The organism is Syntrophomonas curvata, from assembly GCF_052976825.1.
In genome coordinates this window covers 1,915,477-1,934,483 of the sequence record NZ_CM129641.1, presented here as the reverse complement: position 1 = coordinate 1,934,483, position 19,007 = coordinate 1,915,477, and the positions used below count along the sequence as shown (strand labels likewise).

Sequence of the window (19,007 nt, the reverse complement as noted above, 5' to 3'; positions counted from 1 at the left end):
GAAGTGGAGTACATGGTTTTTTTATCGTAAAATCCGGATTAACGTATTTAGCCAAGCACTTTAATGCCACTGGCATTTACCAAGTTAAAAGCAGGATTATATGGAAAAATAACGAAGAGAGATATAAACGAAAAATTTGGCAAAAGAGAGTGAATAATGAGAATTTCATTGGTTTTTAATGCTGAAAAAGAAATAGTGCTGCCGATTCAGTATAATCATATAGTTCAGGGTTTCCTCTATAATAGCCTGTCTGACAAAAGCTACAGTAATTTTTTGCATCATACCGGTTATGAAATCGATAATAAAGTCTTTCGGCTTTTTACATTCTCACGTATTTTAGGGTCATTTCGAATAAACCGCACCACGGAAAAGATATCTTTTCTTCCCCCTGTACATATTGTTGTAGCCTCCCCCCTGGAACAATTTATTACCGACGTGGCCGAAACGCTTATAAAATCCGAGACCCTTTTTTTGGGGCAGAACATCCTGGAAATCGCCGGCATAAGCGTACACCGCGATATTCCTTTTTCCGACAGAATGCAGATTAAAATGCTGTCCCCCATGGTGGCGTATTCCACAGTTATGAAAGATGGTAAAAAGAGAACCGAATACTATTCACCATGGAACTCCGGATTTACTGCCATAGCCCGCCAAAATCTTCTGTTCAAATATCAGGTTTTATATGGAGAGCTTCCCAAAAATCAGGACTTTAAAATCATCCCCAACGGCAACCAGGAAAGAAAATTCAAAGTAGTGGCCAATTACAAGGGCACCATAATCGAAGGCTACAACGGGATCTACTGGCTTAAAGGCAACCCGGAACTGATACGGGTGGCTTACGAGACCGGTCTGGGAAGTAAGAACTCCCAGGGCTTCGGGTGCTGGGAGGTGGTGGGGTAGGAATCTGACGTATCAAAATTAGACAGGTGCTTTAAATTTGTTGGCATTAGTAATAAATTTTCATCATATTATTTAATTGCCTCAATTAAGGAATTGAAACTTATAAAAGGTAGTTGCTTTATTTACCACTCTAGTTTACCTTTTGAGGTTTACTTAGCACCTGTTTGAAAACAGGTGCTTTTTTACACATGCTGATACACCTAAATAAGGATTGTTAACAAAATTATCTGCTTCTCTTTTATCACAAATCGCTAACTAGGCGAATACTTTAGTACTAAAATCGCTTAAAACCTAACTACCTTATATAACAAAACACATGGAGAGGGAGAGAGCAGAGGTTAATGTTTATATTTATTGTGCATCGTGCTCGTGCACCGCCGCAGATATTACTGAAAAAGATAGGAGGTGATGAAATGCTTTCTTATAACCTTATTCGGATGGGTTCTATAGTGAGGCAGTCAAGTTTGGAGCCGGCAGAGTTTATAAAACTCATAAGTGATTGCGCCAATCCCAAGGCGAGGAATTTCCTGGCCAATGTGATAATCGTTGAAATTGATCAAACTGGCACGGAATCGAATATAGCTGTCTGGCCTTTTGAAGAATGCGGTGAGTATGTCGCAGGCGTAAAAAACAAACAGGTGTTTATGCCGGATGTAGTGAGAGCCTTGGCTTTTCCGTTTATTCTGCCCAGTGGCGGGAATCCGCTAAAGCCGCAGGGCAGGTATCCGGTGCCTAGTTATCTTGTCTATGATGCCCAGTTTAAGGATTTTGAAAAGAGTCCGGAAGCGATCGCGAAGTTCATTAACGGCAGGATATCCAGAACAATGGAAATAAACTTGGCGGAGAAAGAAATAACCAGCATTGCTTCATCATTGAATGCCATTCTCAAACAGAAGGATTTTTCTTCACAAGGGAAAAAGCTAGGTCTACTGGTATTAGCTGTTATTGACGCTAAAGGGAGTCCATATATTTATGTAAAAAAGGGCTATGAGATCAATGCTTTATTACCTATAGGCAGAAGCAGACTGTATGCGGACAAGGATATTGTTGCCGATGCGGAAAGGATACTACAATACTACTGGAGTTCCACTTTCCAGGAAGGCGCTGTGTGTGGCAAAAAAAACCAAGGAATATGCAGTATTTGCCATAGCTCAACAGAGGTAGTATCCGGATACAATAAGTCTTTATCCTGGCTGCCTACGACCTGGGGAGGTCCGCTGTCATTCGGCAATGACCAAAAACTGGTTGAAAGCATATCCCTGTGCAAAGAATGTTATGGCGATTTAACCGTGGGGGCAAGTTTATTCGGCAGATTATCCAAACTGGTGGATGCGAGTTTGTTGAAAGAAATCTTTTCGCCGGTAATATCAACATCAGCTAAAAATAAGAGCAGGAAAATTCAAGACAATATATATGGTAGCATGATAGCTCTGCCCTTATGGGATGAAATCCTGAAAGATGAAGATTCTAGAGATGATTGGGTAAGCGTCCTATACGAGTCATTAGATGAAAGCAGGTCTATAGGGAAAAAGAAATCCCACGCGTTTCTGCATATAAAAAATCTGACCGGGTTTATTGCTAAGGTTCCGGAGGAATGGATAAGTGAAGATTTCCGTCTGAATCTCCTATACTACTCCGGTGATCCTGGAAAATTGGATATTCACCTTCGAGCGATAATAGAGGATATACTTCCCTCCACTGCCCAAGAGCTCCAGGATTATCTTGAAAATATTGCTGGAGAGGCAGATGATGTGATGGCTGAATATACATTTTTAGGGGAACAGACCATCCAGTGGGAAAAGGAAAAGTTGCAGAGCCTGCCCTATATGCTTGCTTCCGCCTTTGGAGCGTCTTATGTTTGGACGAGCATGCAAAAGGCATTTAAACGGCAATATATCGACGACCGGCCGTTTGTGAAAAACTATGCTATTAGAATGAACCGGGAAGCCAAATTATTGCCAGACTCGATTTTTAATTTGCAGAAGGAGGGTGTGGAATATTACGCGATCAAAAGTTTTTTGCACAGGTATAATTCTGAATTGGCCGGGCAAAGGAGTGAAAATGACATGAAGAACGTTAAGGAACTAATTGCTTTAACCTGGGATGTGCCCGTAGAAGAATTGGCTTTTGATAATATTGATGAATTAGGATTCGCGGCAGGACAGGTGACAAAACATTTTGGTAACATTTACTATTACCACTATAACAAAAATAATAAAGATAAAACAAAAGAAAGCAGTATGGACAAAGATTTTATTAAACATCGTGTAATGACCTTTGGAAGCACCTTAACCCCTGATGTAATAAGGTACAGAGCATTGAGTAAAATGGAAGAATATAATAAAAAATTAAATTTAAAGGTACCGGACGATACTCTTGGAAGAGCCGCAGTCATATCTATGAACTTTATGAATTTTGATAATGAAATCAAACGAAATCGGGATAGATTTATGGCCGCTTTTTGGGCCGGGTATTCCCTAAGAAAGAAACCTAAAAAGGATAGCGATACTAATGATAAGCAAACAGAAAGTGAAGGAGGTAATATAAATGAATAGTGGAGAAGTGGTATTTGTTAAAAGCGTTAAAGATGGGATACCTAACCGTGACCCTTTGAATGATTCCGATGCGCGGCGTATTTTTGGCGAGGAAGATGGTCGGATATCTCTTTCGGATGTGAGTATCAAACGAGATATAAGAGATTATGTTATCGTAAAATATCCGGATGGAGGCGGTAATAAATTTATCTTTGTAAGAGAGGAAAGAACCCAAGAGGGCAAGTTGCTGAGTAGATCAAGCCTGGCCGAAAAAATCAAAGAGAGATCGGGAAGTAAGGCAGCTAAGATGCAGGAAGTGTTGACGGAGAAGGCTTTTGATGTCAGAACTTTCGGTATAGTATACAGCGTAAAAAAGGAGACCTTTAAACTGACCGGTCCGGTACAATTCGGCTGGGCCCACTCTCTTCACCCGGTAGCAACCCAATATGTGCAGGGTACGGTGATAATGCCTTCCAAAGATGCCAAAAATGTTGCTGAAGGGCAGGAGGCTGAGGAGGCCGGGCAGGGAACCATATGGACCAGTTATATTGTGCCTTTCGCCGTATTTGCGGTACCGGCTGTCATCAATGCCAATATAGCCAAAGAAACAAAGATGGATGAAGATGATGTGGAGCTTCTGCTGGAAGGTTTGTGGAACGGAACCAAACAGAGACAAGCTAGAGGCAGAGGTCTTCAGCAACCGCTGTTTTTGCTCCATGTTGAATATAAAGATCCGATGTTCAGGATAGGCTATTTGGAAGAAAGCATAAAACTTATGCCTTTGGCCGAAGATAGAGCGCCCAATAAACTGGAAGAGGTGACTCTGGATATAAGCGGGTTAACCGAATTACTGAAAAATCATGAGGAAATGATTAAGCGAGTGCGATATTGGGCTGACCCCAGGTTGAGTATAAAAGGGAGCCTGTATGGAGTAAAGGGCGGCGGTTGGTAGAAACTCTGGGCCGGAAAGAGGTGAGGATATGCAAGTATTAGTCTTTGACATACGCGGCTCGATGGCTCATTTTCGTATGCCGGATACTACTAATACCCATGCCAGTTATCCGTTCATACCGCCTACTACCGTAAGGGGGTTGGCGGGTTCGATATTAGGTTTACCCGATTTTACAGGGACGGCGTTGGTGGGGATAAGAATAATGAAGCCGGTAAAATCAACCATGCAGCAGATGTCGATGCTGGGTAAAGGCTGGTTGGGCAGCGACGTTTCATTCAACCGCCCTACCACGATTGAGTTGTTAGTTAACCCTCATTACAGAATATATTGGTCAGGCGATTATTTTAAAGAATTGAAAGAATGTTTGCAGGAAGGGAAAAGTTATTATCATACTTACCTGGGCAGTGCCTTTGCTTTAACTTTCCCCCAATATATAGGAACCTTCCTGTGTGAATCGATAGAAGATCAGCCAGAGATTGAGTGCAGCAGTATTGTTCCGATTAATAGCATTAAACGCTTGATAACTGTTCCTGGCAACCAGTATTCACGTATTGGTGGGGTGCATTACGAGTATCTGGGCGATCGTAATTTTGGCAGGACTTGTAGCGTGCTTTATGAACCATTAGGGCAAAGTATTTTACTCGACGCCAATACGGAATTGACCAATATAGAATCAAAATTCTGCCGATTGGAATCAGGTGAGAGCGTATGCCTGTGGTAGAATTCAGCCGATGCCGGGCCCGACCAGATATAGAAGGCCAAGTATGTCTGCTCAGTGACCATTTGGAGCAGGTAGCCGGAGCTTGGGGAAACAATGAGGATTCCTATAGCGAGAGGCTGTATTTCCTGGGCGGTCTTTGCCATGATGCTGTCAAGGCGAGAAAGCTATGGCAGGATAATATTACTGGTGAAGCCAGGCCGGTTCATGCTGTTCCAAGCGCGGTTATTTTCTCCTATTACGCTTTCCTGCTGCTGGAAAAATGGGAAGGAAAAATATACAGAGATGATAAAACTATACTGCATACTATTATTTTGCGGATAATCAGAGATATTTGCGATCATCATTCCAAACTTCGTGATATTGAACCGGATTGCCCCTGGCATGCTACTCCTAACAGTGAAATAGTTTTTAAAGACATGGATATAGAGGGCTTTCACCGATTCTTATGCCATTATTATACCGAATTTGTGGCTCAACCGGCCCCTTCCAGCGAACAACTACTTGAATGGAAAGAGGATTTTAAGAAGATATGGCATGGGTGGCAATCGAGCGCAATGTCGTTAAATGCCAAAAAACTAGCCAAATTAATGAACATTGATAAGGAGGCTGCCCAACGTTTACTGAGTTTTAGGGATAAAACGGCCTCTTTTATAACCGGAGACCGTTACGACGCAGGAAGAATCGGCATATCCGAAATTAATAAAGCAATGGCACAAAAAGCCATAACGGTTTTAGAGCAATACTGCCTAGAAACTGGTGAAAGGCAGATAAAAAAGAACCCTGATGCTCGGGAGATGGTTGAAAAACGGCAGGAAGCGCAAGCACAATCTTTGCAACAGTACAGAAATAATACTGATAAAAACCTATTTTCTTTGGCATTGGCAACCGGATTGGGAAAAACGCTTACCTCAATGCGTATTGCTCTGGAAGCATGCCGCAATGGTAAGTCTGCCAGAATAATTTATGTGGCTCCTTATATATCGATTTTATCGCAGGCAACCAACGAAATAATCGACTCTACAGAGTTGGAAGTGCTCCAGCATCACCATCTGTCAGTCCTGAATGCGGGTCAATTAAAGGATAATTTTGATGATAGAGACCTCTTGATTATGGAATCATGGCAGGCTCTGGTTGTTACCACTACCTTTAACCAGTTATTCAAAGCCCTGTTCCCTGAAAAAGCCCAGAATTTAATTCGGTTGCCGGCTATGCAGGACGCTTTTATAATCATTGATGAGCCACAGATTATCGACAGTCAGGTTTGGAACTTGTTTCTTGCGCAATTAGAGACAGCAGTGACCAAATACAATTGCAATGTTTTATTCATTTCAGCAACCTTGCCCCCGTTTGAATTCGGATTGCAGGAATTGCCCTATCCTCTATCGGTAAAAGTAGAGACGCCGGCTCGTTATATTATGAATTATTCAGACAATGTGTTTGATGAACAGGATGTAGCGCATTGCTTGGTTAATTCTGATAAGCAAAAAGTAGCTACGGTGTTAAACACGGTCAGAGATACCTGTGAGGTGTTTAAAAATGTCAAAGGCTTATTCGAAGAAAAAGGCGCTAAAATAGTTTTGCTGAATTCTTGGCTGGAAGCTATTAATGACCAGGATCTGGTTGATTCGGTATTTTTGGTAGTTTTAAACGGCTATATGACGCCTTTGCATAAGGAGTTTATAATCAATGCAGTAAATCATGCGCTTGATAATTATAAAAGTGTAGGAAGAATCATTGTTATTTCCACCCAGGTAATCGAAGCTGGAGTGAATATGAGCTTTGAAGAGGCCTTGCGGGCATTAGGAATTATGCCTTCGCATATACAGTTTGCCGGGCGTGTAAATCGTCATGGGGAAATGACGGATGTTATTGGCAAGATTAATATTGTCAATTTTAAACGGGGCGGGGAAACTGATTCGAGAAAATGGGTTTATTTATCTGAAAATGCCCGGGAAGAGACCGATAAATTAATGGAAAGATGTCATCCGTGGGATGAAAAAACATGTATAGGCTATTTAAAGGAATATTACATAAATACCTTTGACCGCAACCGAGAACAAGCACTGCTTGGCTATTACGAGCCGGTAGCTCGGGGAGAGTGGTCTTTATTTGCAGGTATTGAGCCTTTTGGCAAATCATATCAAACTTATCCTATTTTTATTCCCTGGCCGGATAAAGCAACAATGCTGAATACATTGGATTATTATGAAGCAAATCAGATTAGAAACAGTTCCATACAACGCATCTTATCGGTGATGGAATATTTTCAACTAGAGGATGTTGAGGATATATACGATATGTACTTAATGAAAGAGAAGATGGCAAAGCTTAATTTTGTTGAAAGGAAACAATTTATGGCCTTGATGGAACAGTTTGAGGTTCAAGTCGGAGAAAATCTAATACGGTTAGGGCAAGCAACAGGAAATAGTCCAATTACGAGATTATTGTATAAGGATTTGTATAGTTTAGAAACCGGGCTGGGACACCACGTTGGCGATGAAGATAGAGAATTAGATTTTTAAAAGGCTTAGCGGCCGCTTTTGCTGGAATTGGTATTGTTGTTTCATGATTTCCTGGACTTATTTGGGGGAGCACGTTATGGATTTTCAAGTTATCGGTACCTTCATCTGGTACTACTACATATGCAAAAGAGAAGTTTGGCTCATGGCTCATCAATTGGAGCCGGATCAGGATGACGAGAATATACGTATGGGTAAAATAATCGGGGAAAAGACTTATCCGCGCGATAAAAAGGAAATTGATCTGGGTAATGCCAAACTTGATTTAATGAGAACCGAAAAAGGAGAATTGATAGTGGGGGAGGTCAAGAAAAGCTCGCGTTTTAAAGAAAGCGCCACCAGGCAATTGCAGTTCTATTTATTGCAATTAAAAGAGATGGGTATAGAAGCCAAAGGAGAGCTGCTTTTTCCAGAAGAAAGAAATAAGCTGGAAGTATTGCTTGATGAGACTGCCGAAATAGAAATCCGGCGGATCATGAAAGATATACAAGCTATTGTGGCTTCGGACAGGCCGCCGGAAGTGGTCAAAATAAAGCATTGCCGTAAATGTGCGTATAGCGAATTTTGTTGGTCGTAAGAGGGTGATGTTTTGAAGAAGACTATTTATGTTTTTAATGATGGTGAGTTAAAACGAAAAGATAACACCCTGTTTTTTGAAACCGAAGCAGGCAAAAAGTATATCCCGGTAGAGGATACCAAGGAAATCGTGATATTCGGTGAAGTGACTTTAAACAAGCGTTTTTTGGAATTCATTACCCAGAAAGAGATAATACTACACTTCCTTAACAATTATGGCTATTACATCGGCTCCTACTATCCGAGGGAACACCTTAATTCCGGTTATATGATCCTAAGACAGGCAGAGCACTATGGCGATGAGGGAAAGAGGCTGGTGTTGGCTAAATGCTTTGTCCGGGGGGCGGCTGCCAATATGCTGGAGGTGCTCCGCTATTATGTTAATCGGGGAAAAGAACTGCAAAACCGGGTAGAATCTATCTCGAATCTCATGGACAAGATTGAGGATAGTAAAAATGTTGAAGAATTAATGGCTATAGAAGGCAATATTCGCGATCATTACTATCAAAGCTTTAACGCGATTATAGGCAAAGCTGAGTTCACATTTCAGGGCCGCAACCGGCGTCCGCCGCAGGATCGGATTAATGCCCTCATTAGTTATGGCAACACCATGGCGTATATAACCGTACTCAGCGAAATTTATAAGACTCATTTGGACCCGCGGATAGGCTATCTGCATACCACTAACTTTCGCAGGTTTACCCTTAACCTGGACGTAGCGGAAATATTTAAGCCTATTCTGGTGGATAGGGTTATTTTTACCATGCTGGCGCGAAACATGTTGCGTAGCACCCATTTTGAAAGTAAAGCCAATGGAATCTTGATGAATGAAAAAGGCAGGAGAATATTTGTAGAAGAATGGGAGAATAAGCTGCGTACTACCATAAAGCATCGTCAGTTAGGGCGAGAAGTATCGTATCGTCGCCTGATTCGCATGGAACTGTATAAGCTCGAAAAACATTTGATGGGGGAAAAAGAATTTGAACCATTTACTTCCCGCTGGTAGGAGGTGAGATTATGTTCGTAATCCTTGTCTATGATGTTGGAGAGAAAAGGGTAGGTAAGGTCTTGAAAACCGCACGAAAGCATTTGTATTGGGTGCAAAACTCGGTGCTGGAAGGGAATATAAACGAAAGTAGTTTTAAGCAATTAAAGATAGAACTGAATAAGATTATTGATGCAGATTATGATTCGGTTATATTTTATACTTTTCGAACTACTAAATATTCTGATCGTGAAATAATAGGGGTTAAAAAAGGCGGTGAAGATAACTTCTTCTAATAGAAAAAAGTGTCGTCTACCTACAGTAACGTCAAAAATCCCGGGCGGCGACGACATTGTAAATGAGGGCAACTTTGGTATTTATCCTGTTTTAGCATTTGAGTATAATACAAATAGGCAGATGGTATTTAGGCAGGCAATACCGATTTTTTTAGACCCAAACGGGTTTTTAGCGTACCTCTCAGGAATTGAAATGGTGAAGGGGGGCAATACGGGCAAGGTTCAGCTGGGGTTTTTAGCGTACCTCTCAGGAATTGAAATTTCCATGACCGAGCGTCTATTGGTTGACCAGCGTTGTTTTTAGCGTACCTCTCAGGAATTGAAATTGTCCATATCCAGTCTGATGTTTTTAGGTATTACTAGTTTTTAGCGTACCTCTCAGGAATTGAAATACTCTTTCTTTCCGGATGCCTCTTTCGCCGGTGGCGTTTTTAGCGTACCTCTCAGGAATTGAAATTCAAACTTGCCGCCATCTAAAAAATTACTCACCATGTTTTTAGCGTACCTCTCAGGAATTGAAATGTCCTCTTGTTGAGGGCTTTCTTTTTCTGTCGGTGGGTTTTTAGCGTACCTCTCAGGAATTGAAATTTTTGCTACCTGGTTGAAAATCTTCCGGCCGTATTGTTTTTAGCGTACCTCTCAGGAATTGAAATTTACTCATTACCCCTCACCCCCATATCCAGCGGCGGGTTTTTAGCGTACCTCTCAGGAATTGAAATTCATATCGCCGTATTTTTTTTCGAGCCCGGCCAGAGTTTTTAGCGTACCTCTCAGGAATTGAAATGTAACATCCGAAAGCCTTTGAGTAGCCGCTAGGATGTTTTTAGCGTACCTCTCAGGAATTGAAATATAAGTCTCTTACCTATATCGGGTCAAAACCATCCCTGTTTTTAGCGTACCTCTCAGGAATTGAAATTACTGCGGGGGTTGAAGGTCATGTACACACCATTCGTTTTTAGCGTACCTCTCAGGAATTGAAATCTAAAAACATAAAGCACAACCATAACGCAAAACAGTGTTTTTAGCGTACCTCTTAGGAATTGAAATCCCTGTTCCGGCCGGATTTCGGATACCCGCCGGCGGTTTTTAGCGTACCTCTCAGGAATTGAAATAGCCGACTGCAACGTGGATAGGGGAAAGCAAACCTTCGTTTTTAGCGTACCTCTCAGGAATTGAAATTGGAGTGAAACGACTTCCCAGAGCCGGGAGTTCCTGGTTTTTAGCGTACCTCTCAGGAATTGAAATTACGCGGGTAGCCTGGCCTCTGCCGGCCGAGGAGCTTGTTTTTAGCGTACCTCTCAGGAATTGAAATGCGTGCGCACTAAAGGGACTGTCTGCCCTTATCCCCGCCGTTTTTAGCGTACCTCTCAGGAATTGAAATGCGCGGTAAAGGAATTTGGGTGGCGTCCTACGCCAGGTTTTTAGCGTACCTCTCAGGAATTGAAATGATAAGGATATAGTTTTAGTTCGCAGACAACCAATAGTTTTTAGCGTACCTCCCAGGAATTGAAACTGAGGAGGCCAGCCCGGAGACCCTTGTGAAATGGAAAGGTTTTTAGCGTACCTATGAAGGATTGAAACTTTTTTCTATACCGTCTTGAAGAACACGAGAAAGTCTGCCCGAGCTGTAGGGGTGCCATGCATGAGATGAGTACTCAGGTCAGGCAAGAACTCAAGATTGTAGAAGGACGAATCCGTCACCTTCCCAGAGCAGCGCCTTCATACGGTCACGTTTCTTTCCACAGAAGAGGAAGAGACTTGCTGCGAAGGGATCCATTCCGAAGGTTTCTTTTACGATTGCAGCCAGACCGTCAATGGACTTTCGCATATCTGTATAGCCACAAACTATGTATATGTCCTGGGCCCTGGCAATATCGCCTAACATATGTTTTGCAGAGACTTTAATACGGCTTCTATGGTTGCTTGTGAGGTTCCTTCTGCAATGTCAATTGACGCAGAGCCTAGATGTATGGTTACTGCCGGATGAGCAGAACTTAAGCATTGCTGAAGATGAAGCTGCAAAGGTACAATCTCCTGTCTTATTGCAGGAGCTTTGCATTCGATGGGTTGGCAAGCTTTTAAACGAATTTTTCTCAGCCAGTAGTAGTATGATTTTATGTTAATGTTATTGTGGCTGCACCAGGCTTTGACTGTCATATTACTGGCCTGGCAGTCCTGAATGATTTTTGTCCACTGTATAAGACGGAATTCTGCTTTGCTCTCTGATACTATATCCATCTTGGGATTCCTCCTTAGTCTTTTTAGACTTTGTCGAATAACTCTAATAAGTCTAAAGACCTGCTGGGAGTATTATCCCATAGTGTAATCTAGGATAACAGGCACCTTGTTATTGAGCGCTTACCTATTACTAGCGTAAGAAAGGCAAATTCGGGGAGAGGAAATAGTATTCTCCAGAGGGGGGAGCTAAAGCCTGCTGTATGGAAATCCCGGCGATATCTGAAACTAGCGGAATAAAAATCATTTCAGCAAAACTGACACAGAGAAAACCCAGTACAATACTGACCATTGAAAGCCACAACGGCAGCTTACATATTAGAAAAAGCAGAATTACTATAACCGGAATAATGTAATTGAACGGCGCAACTGTGGTCGGAATAATTTGAACTTATCAAGTACAGGATTCATTCAGTTCTTTTAGACTTAATGCTCTCAAATAATTTGTTATCCACCAGACTTAGCCAATTCTTTAACTCGGTGGTATCCATACTGTAATAATCAGATAAAACGGCTATTGTGAGAGGTTTCCCATTTTCCAGACCAAATCTTTGTATAATGAGCTTTTGCTCCGATTCCTCCAAGGTGTTTAACACTTGAGTAAGGTCATTATTCGACAGGGATTTTATCAAAGTCAAAGTCACTTTAAAATCCCCGTCCTTTTCCTTATATAATGAAAACAGCATAGAAAGCAAAATAGAGGTCAATGTTGCTATTAAAACTATCTTTAAATTTGAACCTTCGGTTACAGCATAAGAATACGCCGTTACAATAATAATAAAAGGAGAAAAAATTAATAAGACGGTTTTGTTAATATACCACTTACCTAAATTATTAGCTTGTTTTGTAAATTTACACCATAAATAAGCAACCGGCAAGACTATAAGGTAATATATGGAAAATCTAAATCTCAAACCCGATAATTTCGTTAAGGTTACAAATATAAAAAGCAATGATATTACTATGAAGTTGAGTAACTTATTAGCCATAAAGCATATACCCTATTTGCATAGCAAAGATGAACTGGATAGCCTGTTTGCAATTCGCTGTGGTACTTGCTCTGACCGGAAAACCATTCGCATCCAGCCAGATGCATCTTTGAATTAAGTCCCCTTTTGTGCGCTCCATATCTTGATTGCCGCCTTTGATGAATGAACCCAACCACATCCACCAACAACTCCAATAGTTTTTCCCATATGCCCTTGTCCTGCCAGCTTCTAAATCGTTGAGCACAGTTCCCCGCCTGCCGTACTCTGGCGGCAAATCCTGCCACGGAGCACTGTACGCAAACCAAAAACAGCGTAAACATCGGATTATCTTTCACTATCCCCCATTGACCTTCTTGCTCCGACAAATGCAGTACTATCAGTACTTACCTGCATCAGATATATCATGTCGATGTAACAACTACTACATAATCATGGTGCTAAATAATATTGCCTCAGTATATGCGATTTACCATTGGTCAACTCGCACATTTAAGACCGATTCCCTAATTATTATACTAAATAATATGTTTATTTATAGTAATGTTACTTCTACTGATATAGTAATGTTACTTCTACTGAAGTAAAGTCAACGCCTTCTCCACCACTTGCTCCATTAGCGCTATCATCGTACATATCCGCAGTTGCCCAGGTAAATACGTCATACCAAGCCATTTCTGATTCAGTATAAGCAGTTATAGCGAAATAATAGGTCTTGCCAGCATATAAAGTTGGCATTAAAGTTTCTGATATATCACCACCAAAACTATTAGGCAAAACCGATAGTACATAGCCATTAGAATATATATTTGAGGTTGCCACCAATGAAACAAGTTGTCCTGTTGAGGGATTAACTTCATAGATATCAACATCAACAGATGTGTACGCATGAGTGTTAAGATTTCCAGATGTCATACCCGCTACTTGCATATAGCCATTATAGATGCCTTGAATGTTGACTAAAGCCTTGCTTGAACCAGAACCAGTAACTGGAACTACTAGACCGATTGAACTTATTGCATAACCTGAACCAATTCCACCGGGACATTGGTAATCACTTTTAGCATCTGCCCAACCCGTGCCATCCGTACCAAAATTTGCTTTGGTTCGGTTTGAAATATCAGAGGCGATAGAAAATCCCGCATTTGCACGAGTAAATATTTGGCTTGTACTAAATGTTTTGTTTGTACCAATATTTAAAGATTCCACTTTAGATTGCTTATCAAGTTGTATTTGTTTTCTCGAAATTAATTCTCCTATATTAGATTCCTTTTGCTTTGTTGCTTTTTGCATTTGAGCATCGGTAAGTGGTATCTCTAGGACTGCATCCGGATTTCTGTTAATATAATCAGATACTATCTCGTCCTTAAGTCTTTGCAGTTCAGCCTCACTAAGCTTTTGTATTATATCCGTACGTAGTTCATTGTAGTTTATAACGTGGTTTTCATCTGCAACTAATAACTCGTCCAGGTCAATGGTCTGATCCTCCATGGCTTGCGTTACCGGTGCTATCATAAGTGATAACATCAATACTAGTGCGAATAAAAAAGATACTTTGCTTTTTCTCACAGCTTTCACTCTCCTTTTCATTTTGGATTTAAAATGCTATTCTGTGATACTATGCTGAGAAAGAAAGTATTAACACAATCACCATATAAAGTCCTCATTCTGCATAGATGATTTATGTTCTACATCCTTCCTAAGTTTTCAGGTTACTAAAAACACCCTAAGTTACTCCGGTAGCTTCGGCTGATACCAGTGAAATAAGCATGCAGGCTGTACACCAGCGCTGGCTACGAATAATAAAAAGACAGACAGTACATTTAATATCTTTGATTTCATCATAATTTCCACCTCCTTCCAATATGTGATGATTACTTGTGATATATATACTAGACCGGAGATGAAAGTCAAGCCTTTTAAGCCGAATGGGTCGAAACCGGGTTCGAATGGGTTTTGTTACGATAATAGATTATCCAGAAACAAAAAAATAACCGGGGAAAACCCCGATTCTAGTAGCACTTTGTGGTAGTTTTTGTTGCTAACAATATTGATGTCTTAGCCGAATTTATTTATGCCTTTTTGGTTCACATGGAGAGATCAGATCCCGCGCAAGCGGAGGAGGCAGCTACATGAGAAAAGCCAGACAGACAACGCCTGAAGAACGCCTTGTAATCGTACAGGAATGCCTTTCTAATGATAAGAACTATGGGGCAATAGCATTAAAGTACAATTGTTCTGGAGGAAGCTGATGAATATTGCAGAGTCTTTGTGCCATACGGTACTCCACCAACATTTAGAGGAAAAGTGGAAAAAAATGCAATCAGTTATGACACCAGTCTATTTGCAAACGCAAATCAGGCAGTTCTTGACAATGTAAGCGCCTATAATGACATAAACGGCAGTGAAATCGGAATAAAGAATGGTGGTGGAACAATTAATGAAAGAAATGATGGATGGGCTCTCGTTACTTTACCTGGTGGCGAATCCGCTTTCTGGGTAAAAGAGAGCGCTTTATCGTTTGATTTTGACATGCAAATTGAGGACGTTGATCCTTACTAAGCTTAATATGGAAAAACTTTGAAAGGAATTAAGGATTATTAAAAAGAAATCATATGGACCCAGTGCAATAGTGGTATGAGTACTGGCGGCAGAGTCGGAAATATAAACACTTCAACATCTGGGCATGTGCTAATATTTATCCCTTGATTGCTCTGGATATGTTAGGGATTTAACGACTCATCATGGCACAGGTCAATTTGCCAATATTTCAACAGCCAAACTTAATCGATGGATACAATGGTTTTGGAACCTCCCCTAACGGAGACTAGCCAAAAATTTTGCTTGGCAGGTAATTCAAATTTTGTTATGATTCATTTTAAGCAAAGGGGAGTAACTGCAATAGACAGAGTCAACAGCACTGGTCGTAAGACCTGGCTCTGTCAGCCAATTCAAGGCTTAGTGAGACCTTTGCCTCTTATTTGGAGGCAAAGGTCTTTGTTGTTTACAATTAAATTTACTTCTAGGTGAATAAATTGGATTGGAGGATAAAGAGGGGTTTGGCTTTAGGTGGGATGAGAAATAAGGAAATGGGGGTAGTGCTGTTTGAGTTTTGCAGAGATATTTGTTGCGTTGTTCAGTATAGTAATTATTGATATTGTTCTGGGCGGCGATAACGCCATTCTCATTGCGCTGGCGAGTAAAAATCTGCCGGGAGAATTGCGCAAGAAGGCAATGTTTTGGGGTGTCGCAGGTGCGGTGGCGATTCGCGCACTCCTGGCTGCCGTAGCGCTGTATATACTGAAAATACCGCTGCTGCAATTAGCCGGGGGGGTATTGCTGGTCTGGATTGCTGTTAAGCTTCTGGTTGAGAAGCGAGAGGTGGAGTGTGATACTGCAAACAGCCTGATGGAGGCCATTAAAATTATTATCATGGCTGATGTAGTGATGGGGATTGATAATGTGCTGGCGATTGCTGGTGCCGCGCATGGCAGTGTATGGATGGTTATAATGGGCTTGCTCATTAGTGTACCCATCATTGTATGGGGCAGTAGTCTGCTGTTGAAATTTATGGATCGCTACCCGGCGATTATTTACTTAGGTGCGGCCGTATTAGCCTGGACCGCCGGAAAAATGATGGTCAGCGATAAAATCATAGCGGTAAAGCTGGCTGCGTTTATACCATACTACAGCATCACTATTCCTGTTCTTGTACTGGCAGGGGTGCTGGTTTTGGGGTATTTTAAGAACCGGATCAATCAGAATTCCTGTTAGATCACCACGCAGAATGCCAAGCGTGCCGCATACTTCAATTCCTGATAGGTAGGCTAAAAAACAGGTGTATGAAGAGATTGCGGCTTCATATATGAAATCCAGCCCCGAGAACAGTTAGGCAGATTATGCATATTATACTTATAAATCTATGAAGAGTGGTGTAGTATGTGAAAACCAAAAACGAATGGCGATGGAGAAATCCGTTGCCCCAAGGTAATACTTTACGCTCTGTAGCTTATGGTGATGGGCTTTTTGTGGCGGTGGGGCAGTTCGGAACGGTTATGAATTCCAGAGACGGAAGCAATTGGGTAAGCGCTACAACTTTCAGCACCAGTTACTTTACTGGTGTTTGCTTTGGAATCGGGCTTTTTGTAGCCGTGGGGGCAGAGGGCAGCATAATGACCTCGACCGACGGCAAGGTCTGGGAGGAGAGCAAATCGGGTACTTCAGCCTGGATTGATGCCATTACTTTTGGGGATGAAAAATTCGTAGCAGTAGGTCAGAGCGGGACCATACTGATTTCATCTGATGGAGTAAACTGGGCCGGCACATCGGTGGGGCAATACTGGATCAGTGCTGTAGCTTATGGCAACGGGATTTTTGTTGCTATTGCCAGCGGCAATACGGTTTTTACCTCCACTGATGGTCTGGAATGGGCTAGACAGGGGGCTCCGAGCTCCAGCCAACTTAATGCCATTGCTTATGGAGCCGGACTTTTTGTCGCAGTCGGCAGCAACGGAACCATTGTTACATCCGTGGATGGTAAGAAGTGGACGAATCGGGAAGCTCCTACCGGAGCTGCTCTGGAGGCTGTAACTTTTGGTTCAGAAAAGTTCGTGGCTGTAGGACACGGTACCCTTAAACCGGGAGTATATATAACATCACCGGACGGAATCAATTGGGCCGGAGGGCCTGATGCCGATTTGCAGAATGTATTGGCATTGGGTGCCGGTGACGAATTATTGGTAGCGGTTGGTAAAGGTGGAATCATTTTGACCTCTGGCAATGGGGAAGCCTGGTCGCTGCAAACCTCGGGAGATTATCATGATCTGAAGGCGGTTGGCTATGGCAACGGTGTCTTTGTAAGCGTCGGGAACGAAGGCAGCATCTTCAGTTCCCCTGATGGTGTTACCTGGAAAAGCAGAGCATCTGGAACTGACCAGGCGTTGTTTGGAGTACAATATGCTGCTGACCGGTTTATAGCTGTAGGTAATCAGGGCACCCTTCTGAGTTCGAAGGATGGGACTCAATGGACTCAACAAGAACTCCCGTTTACCAACCGGTTGTTTGCGGTTGCTTATGCCGGCGGTATTTTTGTTGTTGCTGGTGAAAAAGGGTTGATCCTCATTTCTGCCGATGGGATTGAATGGCAGGCGGTCAGTACCCCAACGGTAAACGACCTTTTCGGTATCACCTTCGGGAACGGAATTTTTGTGGCAGTCGGAAATTCAGGCACCGTACTGACCTCTCCGGATGGAAGGGAATGGACCCAGCAAGTGACTGCGGTTCCGGCCAACAGCATTCAAAGCATCAGCTATGGTCAGGGCCTTTTTGTTGCCGTTGGCAGCCTGGGCCTGATCCTGAATTCCGAAGATGGCAGGACCTGGAATGATGTTTCCTTATCCCTGCCCTTCGGATTGCAGTCCGTAATCTTTGTAGAACCTGATTTTCTGGCGGTAGGCAAAGAAGGTACTATATTGAATTCCTATGACGGGTGGCATTGGATTCCCGAGTATTCAGATACCCAGAATGACTTGTATGGCGTAGCTTATGGCGGCTCCTACGTGGCGTGCGGCGACTATGGCACTATACTGCAGACCTCCTGATAAGAGGGGAAGAAGCGAAGGGGCACAGGGGGACGGTTCAACCGTCCCCCTGTGCCTATGCGATTTTTCCACGCTTTTTTTGTCTCTCGCTTGATGACTTTTCACATACTCTGACGTACCCTGATTGCCCCTATCTTTTATTTACCATTTATGCTATTATTTCCTTGAAGGCGGAAGGGAGCTTTGGTATGCCTATACCGTTAGCTATTATAGTTTTATTACTACTTTTCGTTTCTTTCTTTTTTACAGGGCGCTTGTACGTGTTTGTTCTTCTATTCGTATATCATGCCTATGCTCACTTATCAAAACAAATAAAAAGCCCGGGGAAATGGCAAATAGACACCGCCATGTTACCGGTATATTTAATGGCTATTGCGTTCTTGGCATTCGTTTTACTGTTCTTCCCTTTTTTCCCACATAACTTTTCCAATATGATAAAGTTTTCATTATTCATGTTGGCGGTATGCGGCTACTTCTTTATTCTGTCTTTAAAAAAATCATAAAGGAGGGTGTAGAAGATGAAAAGAAAAATTTTTTCTATCTTAAATAGTACCTTGATCGGTATTTATCGTCTGGTGTCAAAAAAATTGACACCAGATTTTTAGTTATGGGACACCTGAGTCAGGGGACGGCAGCAGAGTGTGTGAAAAGTTATCAAGCGAGAAGCTTTTAAATCCTTATAGGATACTTAGCGGGTAGGGTA

General features: G+C 42.1%; 18 protein-coding genes, 1 pseudogene and 1 CRISPR repeat array. Of the genes and pseudogenes, 13 read left to right on the top strand and 6 right to left on the bottom strand.

Annotation, left to right across the window (positions count from 1 at the left end; genetic code table 11):
* Positions 1 to 156: 156 nt before the first annotated feature.
* The 9 genes and pseudogenes from cas6 to ACU70B_RS08585 all read left to right on the top strand — a co-directional run.
* Positions 157 to 900 carry a CRISPR-associated endoribonuclease Cas6 gene (gene cas6 / locus ACU70B_RS08625; protein ID WP_447183161.1) on the top strand — a complete coding sequence of 248 codons (744 nt, stop codon included), beginning with the start codon at positions 157 to 159 and terminating at the stop codon, positions 898 to 900.
* A 536-nt stretch (positions 901 to 1,436) separates the two neighbouring features.
* Entirely contained in the window at positions 1,437 to 3,455 is a 2,019-nt protein-coding gene (locus ACU70B_RS08620; protein ID WP_447183160.1) for a hypothetical protein, read from the top strand.
* On the top strand, positions 3,448 to 4,386 hold the full coding sequence (locus ACU70B_RS08615) for a CRISPR-associated protein (protein ID WP_447183159.1): 939 nt from the start codon (positions 3,448 to 3,450) through the stop codon (positions 4,384 to 4,386). Before ACU70B_RS08620 ends, ACU70B_RS08615 begins: the two co-directional genes overlap by 8 nt.
* A gap of 28 nt (positions 4,387 to 4,414) precedes the next feature.
* A complete protein-coding gene (gene cas5 / locus ACU70B_RS08610; protein WP_447183158.1) occupies positions 4,415 to 5,107 on the top strand; it encodes a CRISPR-associated protein Cas5 in 693 nt (230 codons plus the stop codon).
* Positions 5,108 to 5,418: 311 nt separating this feature from the next.
* Positions 5,419 to 7,629, top strand: coding sequence for a CRISPR-associated helicase/endonuclease Cas3 (locus tag ACU70B_RS08605; protein ID WP_447183157.1), 2,211 nt, complete (start codon positions 5,419 to 5,421; stop codon positions 7,627 to 7,629).
* Positions 7,630 to 7,705: 76 nt separating this feature from the next.
* Positions 7,706 to 8,203 carry a CRISPR-associated protein Cas4 gene (gene cas4, locus ACU70B_RS08600; RefSeq protein WP_447183156.1) on the top strand — a complete coding sequence of 166 codons (498 nt, stop codon included), beginning with the start codon at positions 7,706 to 7,708 and terminating at the stop codon, positions 8,201 to 8,203.
* A gap of 12 nt (positions 8,204 to 8,215) precedes the next feature.
* Positions 8,216 to 9,208 carry a type I-B CRISPR-associated endonuclease Cas1b gene (cas1b, locus tag ACU70B_RS08595; RefSeq protein WP_447183155.1) on the top strand — a complete coding sequence of 331 codons (993 nt, stop codon included), beginning with the start codon at positions 8,216 to 8,218 and terminating at the stop codon, positions 9,206 to 9,208.
* An 11-nt stretch (positions 9,209 to 9,219) separates the two neighbouring features.
* Complete coding sequence (cas2, locus tag ACU70B_RS08590) at positions 9,220 to 9,483, top strand: CRISPR-associated endonuclease Cas2 (protein ID WP_447183154.1); 264 nt, start codon at positions 9,220 to 9,222, stop codon at positions 9,481 to 9,483.
* Between the two features lie 165 nt (positions 9,484 to 9,648).
* A CRISPR array of direct repeats spans positions 9,649 to 11,064; the repeat unit is 30 nt; unit sequence GTTTTTAGCGTACCTCTCAGGAATTGAAAT.
* A 39-nt stretch (positions 11,065 to 11,103) separates the two neighbouring features.
* Positions 11,104 to 11,169 (top strand): annotated as a pseudogene (locus ACU70B_RS08585) (hypothetical protein); the annotation flags it as partial.
* On the opposite strand, the gene tnpB reads toward ACU70B_RS08585, so the two are convergent.
* The 6 genes from tnpB to ACU70B_RS08555 form a co-directional block, all read right to left on the bottom strand.
* On the bottom strand, positions 11,156 to 11,368 hold the full coding sequence (gene tnpB, locus ACU70B_RS08580) for an IS66 family insertion sequence element accessory protein TnpB (protein WP_447183153.1): 213 nt from the start codon (positions 11,366 to 11,368) through the stop codon (positions 11,156 to 11,158). The pseudogene ACU70B_RS08585 and the gene tnpB sit on opposite strands and share 14 nt — an antisense overlap.
* Positions 11,362 to 11,721 carry an IS66 family insertion sequence element accessory protein TnpA gene (gene tnpA, locus ACU70B_RS08575; protein WP_447183152.1) on the bottom strand — a complete coding sequence of 120 codons (360 nt, stop codon included), beginning with the start codon at positions 11,719 to 11,721 and terminating at the stop codon, positions 11,362 to 11,364. Before tnpA ends, tnpB begins: the two co-directional genes overlap by 7 nt.
* A 404-nt stretch (positions 11,722 to 12,125) precedes the next feature.
* On the bottom strand, positions 12,126 to 12,707 hold the full coding sequence (locus ACU70B_RS08570; RefSeq protein WP_447183151.1) for a hypothetical protein: 582 nt from the start codon (positions 12,705 to 12,707) through the stop codon (positions 12,126 to 12,128).
* Positions 12,700 to 12,951, bottom strand: a complete 252-nt coding sequence (locus ACU70B_RS08565; protein ID WP_447183150.1) for a hypothetical protein — start codon at positions 12,949 to 12,951, stop codon at positions 12,700 to 12,702. The genes ACU70B_RS08570 and ACU70B_RS08565 overlap by 8 nt, the downstream gene beginning before the upstream one ends.
* A 305-nt stretch (positions 12,952 to 13,256) precedes the next feature.
* Complete coding sequence (locus ACU70B_RS08560) at positions 13,257 to 14,273, bottom strand: hypothetical protein (protein WP_447183149.1); 1,017 nt, start codon at positions 14,271 to 14,273, stop codon at positions 13,257 to 13,259.
* Between the two features lie 162 nt (positions 14,274 to 14,435).
* Positions 14,436 to 14,546, bottom strand: a complete 111-nt coding sequence (locus ACU70B_RS08555) for a cyclic lactone autoinducer peptide (protein WP_447185736.1) — start codon at positions 14,544 to 14,546, stop codon at positions 14,436 to 14,438.
* Between the two features lie 290 nt (positions 14,547 to 14,836).
* On the opposite strand from ACU70B_RS08555, the gene ACU70B_RS15070 reads away from it, so the two are divergent.
* The 4 genes from ACU70B_RS15070 to ACU70B_RS08540 all read left to right on the top strand — a co-directional run bounded on the left by ACU70B_RS15070 (position 14,837) and on the right by ACU70B_RS08540 (position 18,304).
* Positions 14,837 to 14,956 carry a transposase gene (locus ACU70B_RS15070; RefSeq protein WP_514393148.1) on the top strand — a complete coding sequence of 40 codons (120 nt, stop codon included), beginning with the start codon at positions 14,837 to 14,839 and terminating at the stop codon, positions 14,954 to 14,956.
* Positions 14,957 to 14,975: 19 nt separating this feature from the next.
* Positions 14,976 to 15,266: a hypothetical protein gene (locus tag ACU70B_RS08550; protein ID WP_447183148.1), complete on the top strand. Its 291-nt coding sequence runs from the start codon at positions 14,976 to 14,978 to the stop codon at positions 15,264 to 15,266.
* Positions 15,267 to 15,809: 543 nt separating this feature from the next.
* The gene (locus ACU70B_RS08545; protein WP_447183147.1) at positions 15,810 to 16,478 is read left to right on the top strand and encodes a TerC family protein; all 669 of its coding nucleotides are present in this window, start codon (positions 15,810 to 15,812) and stop codon (positions 16,476 to 16,478) included.
* Between the two features lie 167 nt (positions 16,479 to 16,645).
* The gene (locus ACU70B_RS08540; RefSeq protein WP_447183146.1) at positions 16,646 to 18,304 is read left to right on the top strand and encodes a WD40/YVTN/BNR-like repeat-containing protein; all 1,659 of its coding nucleotides are present in this window, start codon (positions 16,646 to 16,648) and stop codon (positions 18,302 to 18,304) included.
* Positions 18,305 to 19,007: the final 703 nt, after the last annotated feature.

Coding starts and splice junctions, on each gene's coding strand:
- cas6 (WP_447183161.1), top strand. CDS start 157: ATGAGAATTTCATTGGTTTTTAATGCTGAAAAAGAAATAGTGCTGCCG.
- ACU70B_RS08615 (WP_447183159.1), top strand. CDS start 3,448: ATGAATAGTGGAGAAGTGGTATTTGTTAAAAGCGTTAAAGATGGGATA.
- cas5 (WP_447183158.1), top strand. CDS start 4,415: ATGCAAGTATTAGTCTTTGACATACGCGGCTCGATGGCTCATTTTCGT.
- cas4 (WP_447183156.1), top strand. CDS start 7,706: ATGGATTTTCAAGTTATCGGTACCTTCATCTGGTACTACTACATATGC.
- cas2 (WP_447183154.1), top strand. CDS start 9,220: ATGTTCGTAATCCTTGTCTATGATGTTGGAGAGAAAAGGGTAGGTAAG.
- tnpB (WP_447183153.1), bottom strand. CDS start 11,368: ATGTTAGGCGATATTGCCAGGGCCCAGGACATATACATAGTTTGTGGC.
- tnpA (WP_447183152.1), bottom strand. CDS start 11,721: ATGGATATAGTATCAGAGAGCAAAGCAGAATTCCGTCTTATACAGTGG.
- ACU70B_RS08570 (WP_447183151.1), bottom strand. CDS start 12,707: ATGGCTAATAAGTTACTCAACTTCATAGTAATATCATTGCTTTTTATA.
- ACU70B_RS08555 (WP_447185736.1), bottom strand. CDS start 14,546: ATGAAATCAAAGATATTAAATGTACTGTCTGTCTTTTTATTATTCGTA.
- ACU70B_RS15070 (WP_514393148.1), top strand. CDS start 14,837: ATGAGAAAAGCCAGACAGACAACGCCTGAAGAACGCCTTGTAATCGTA.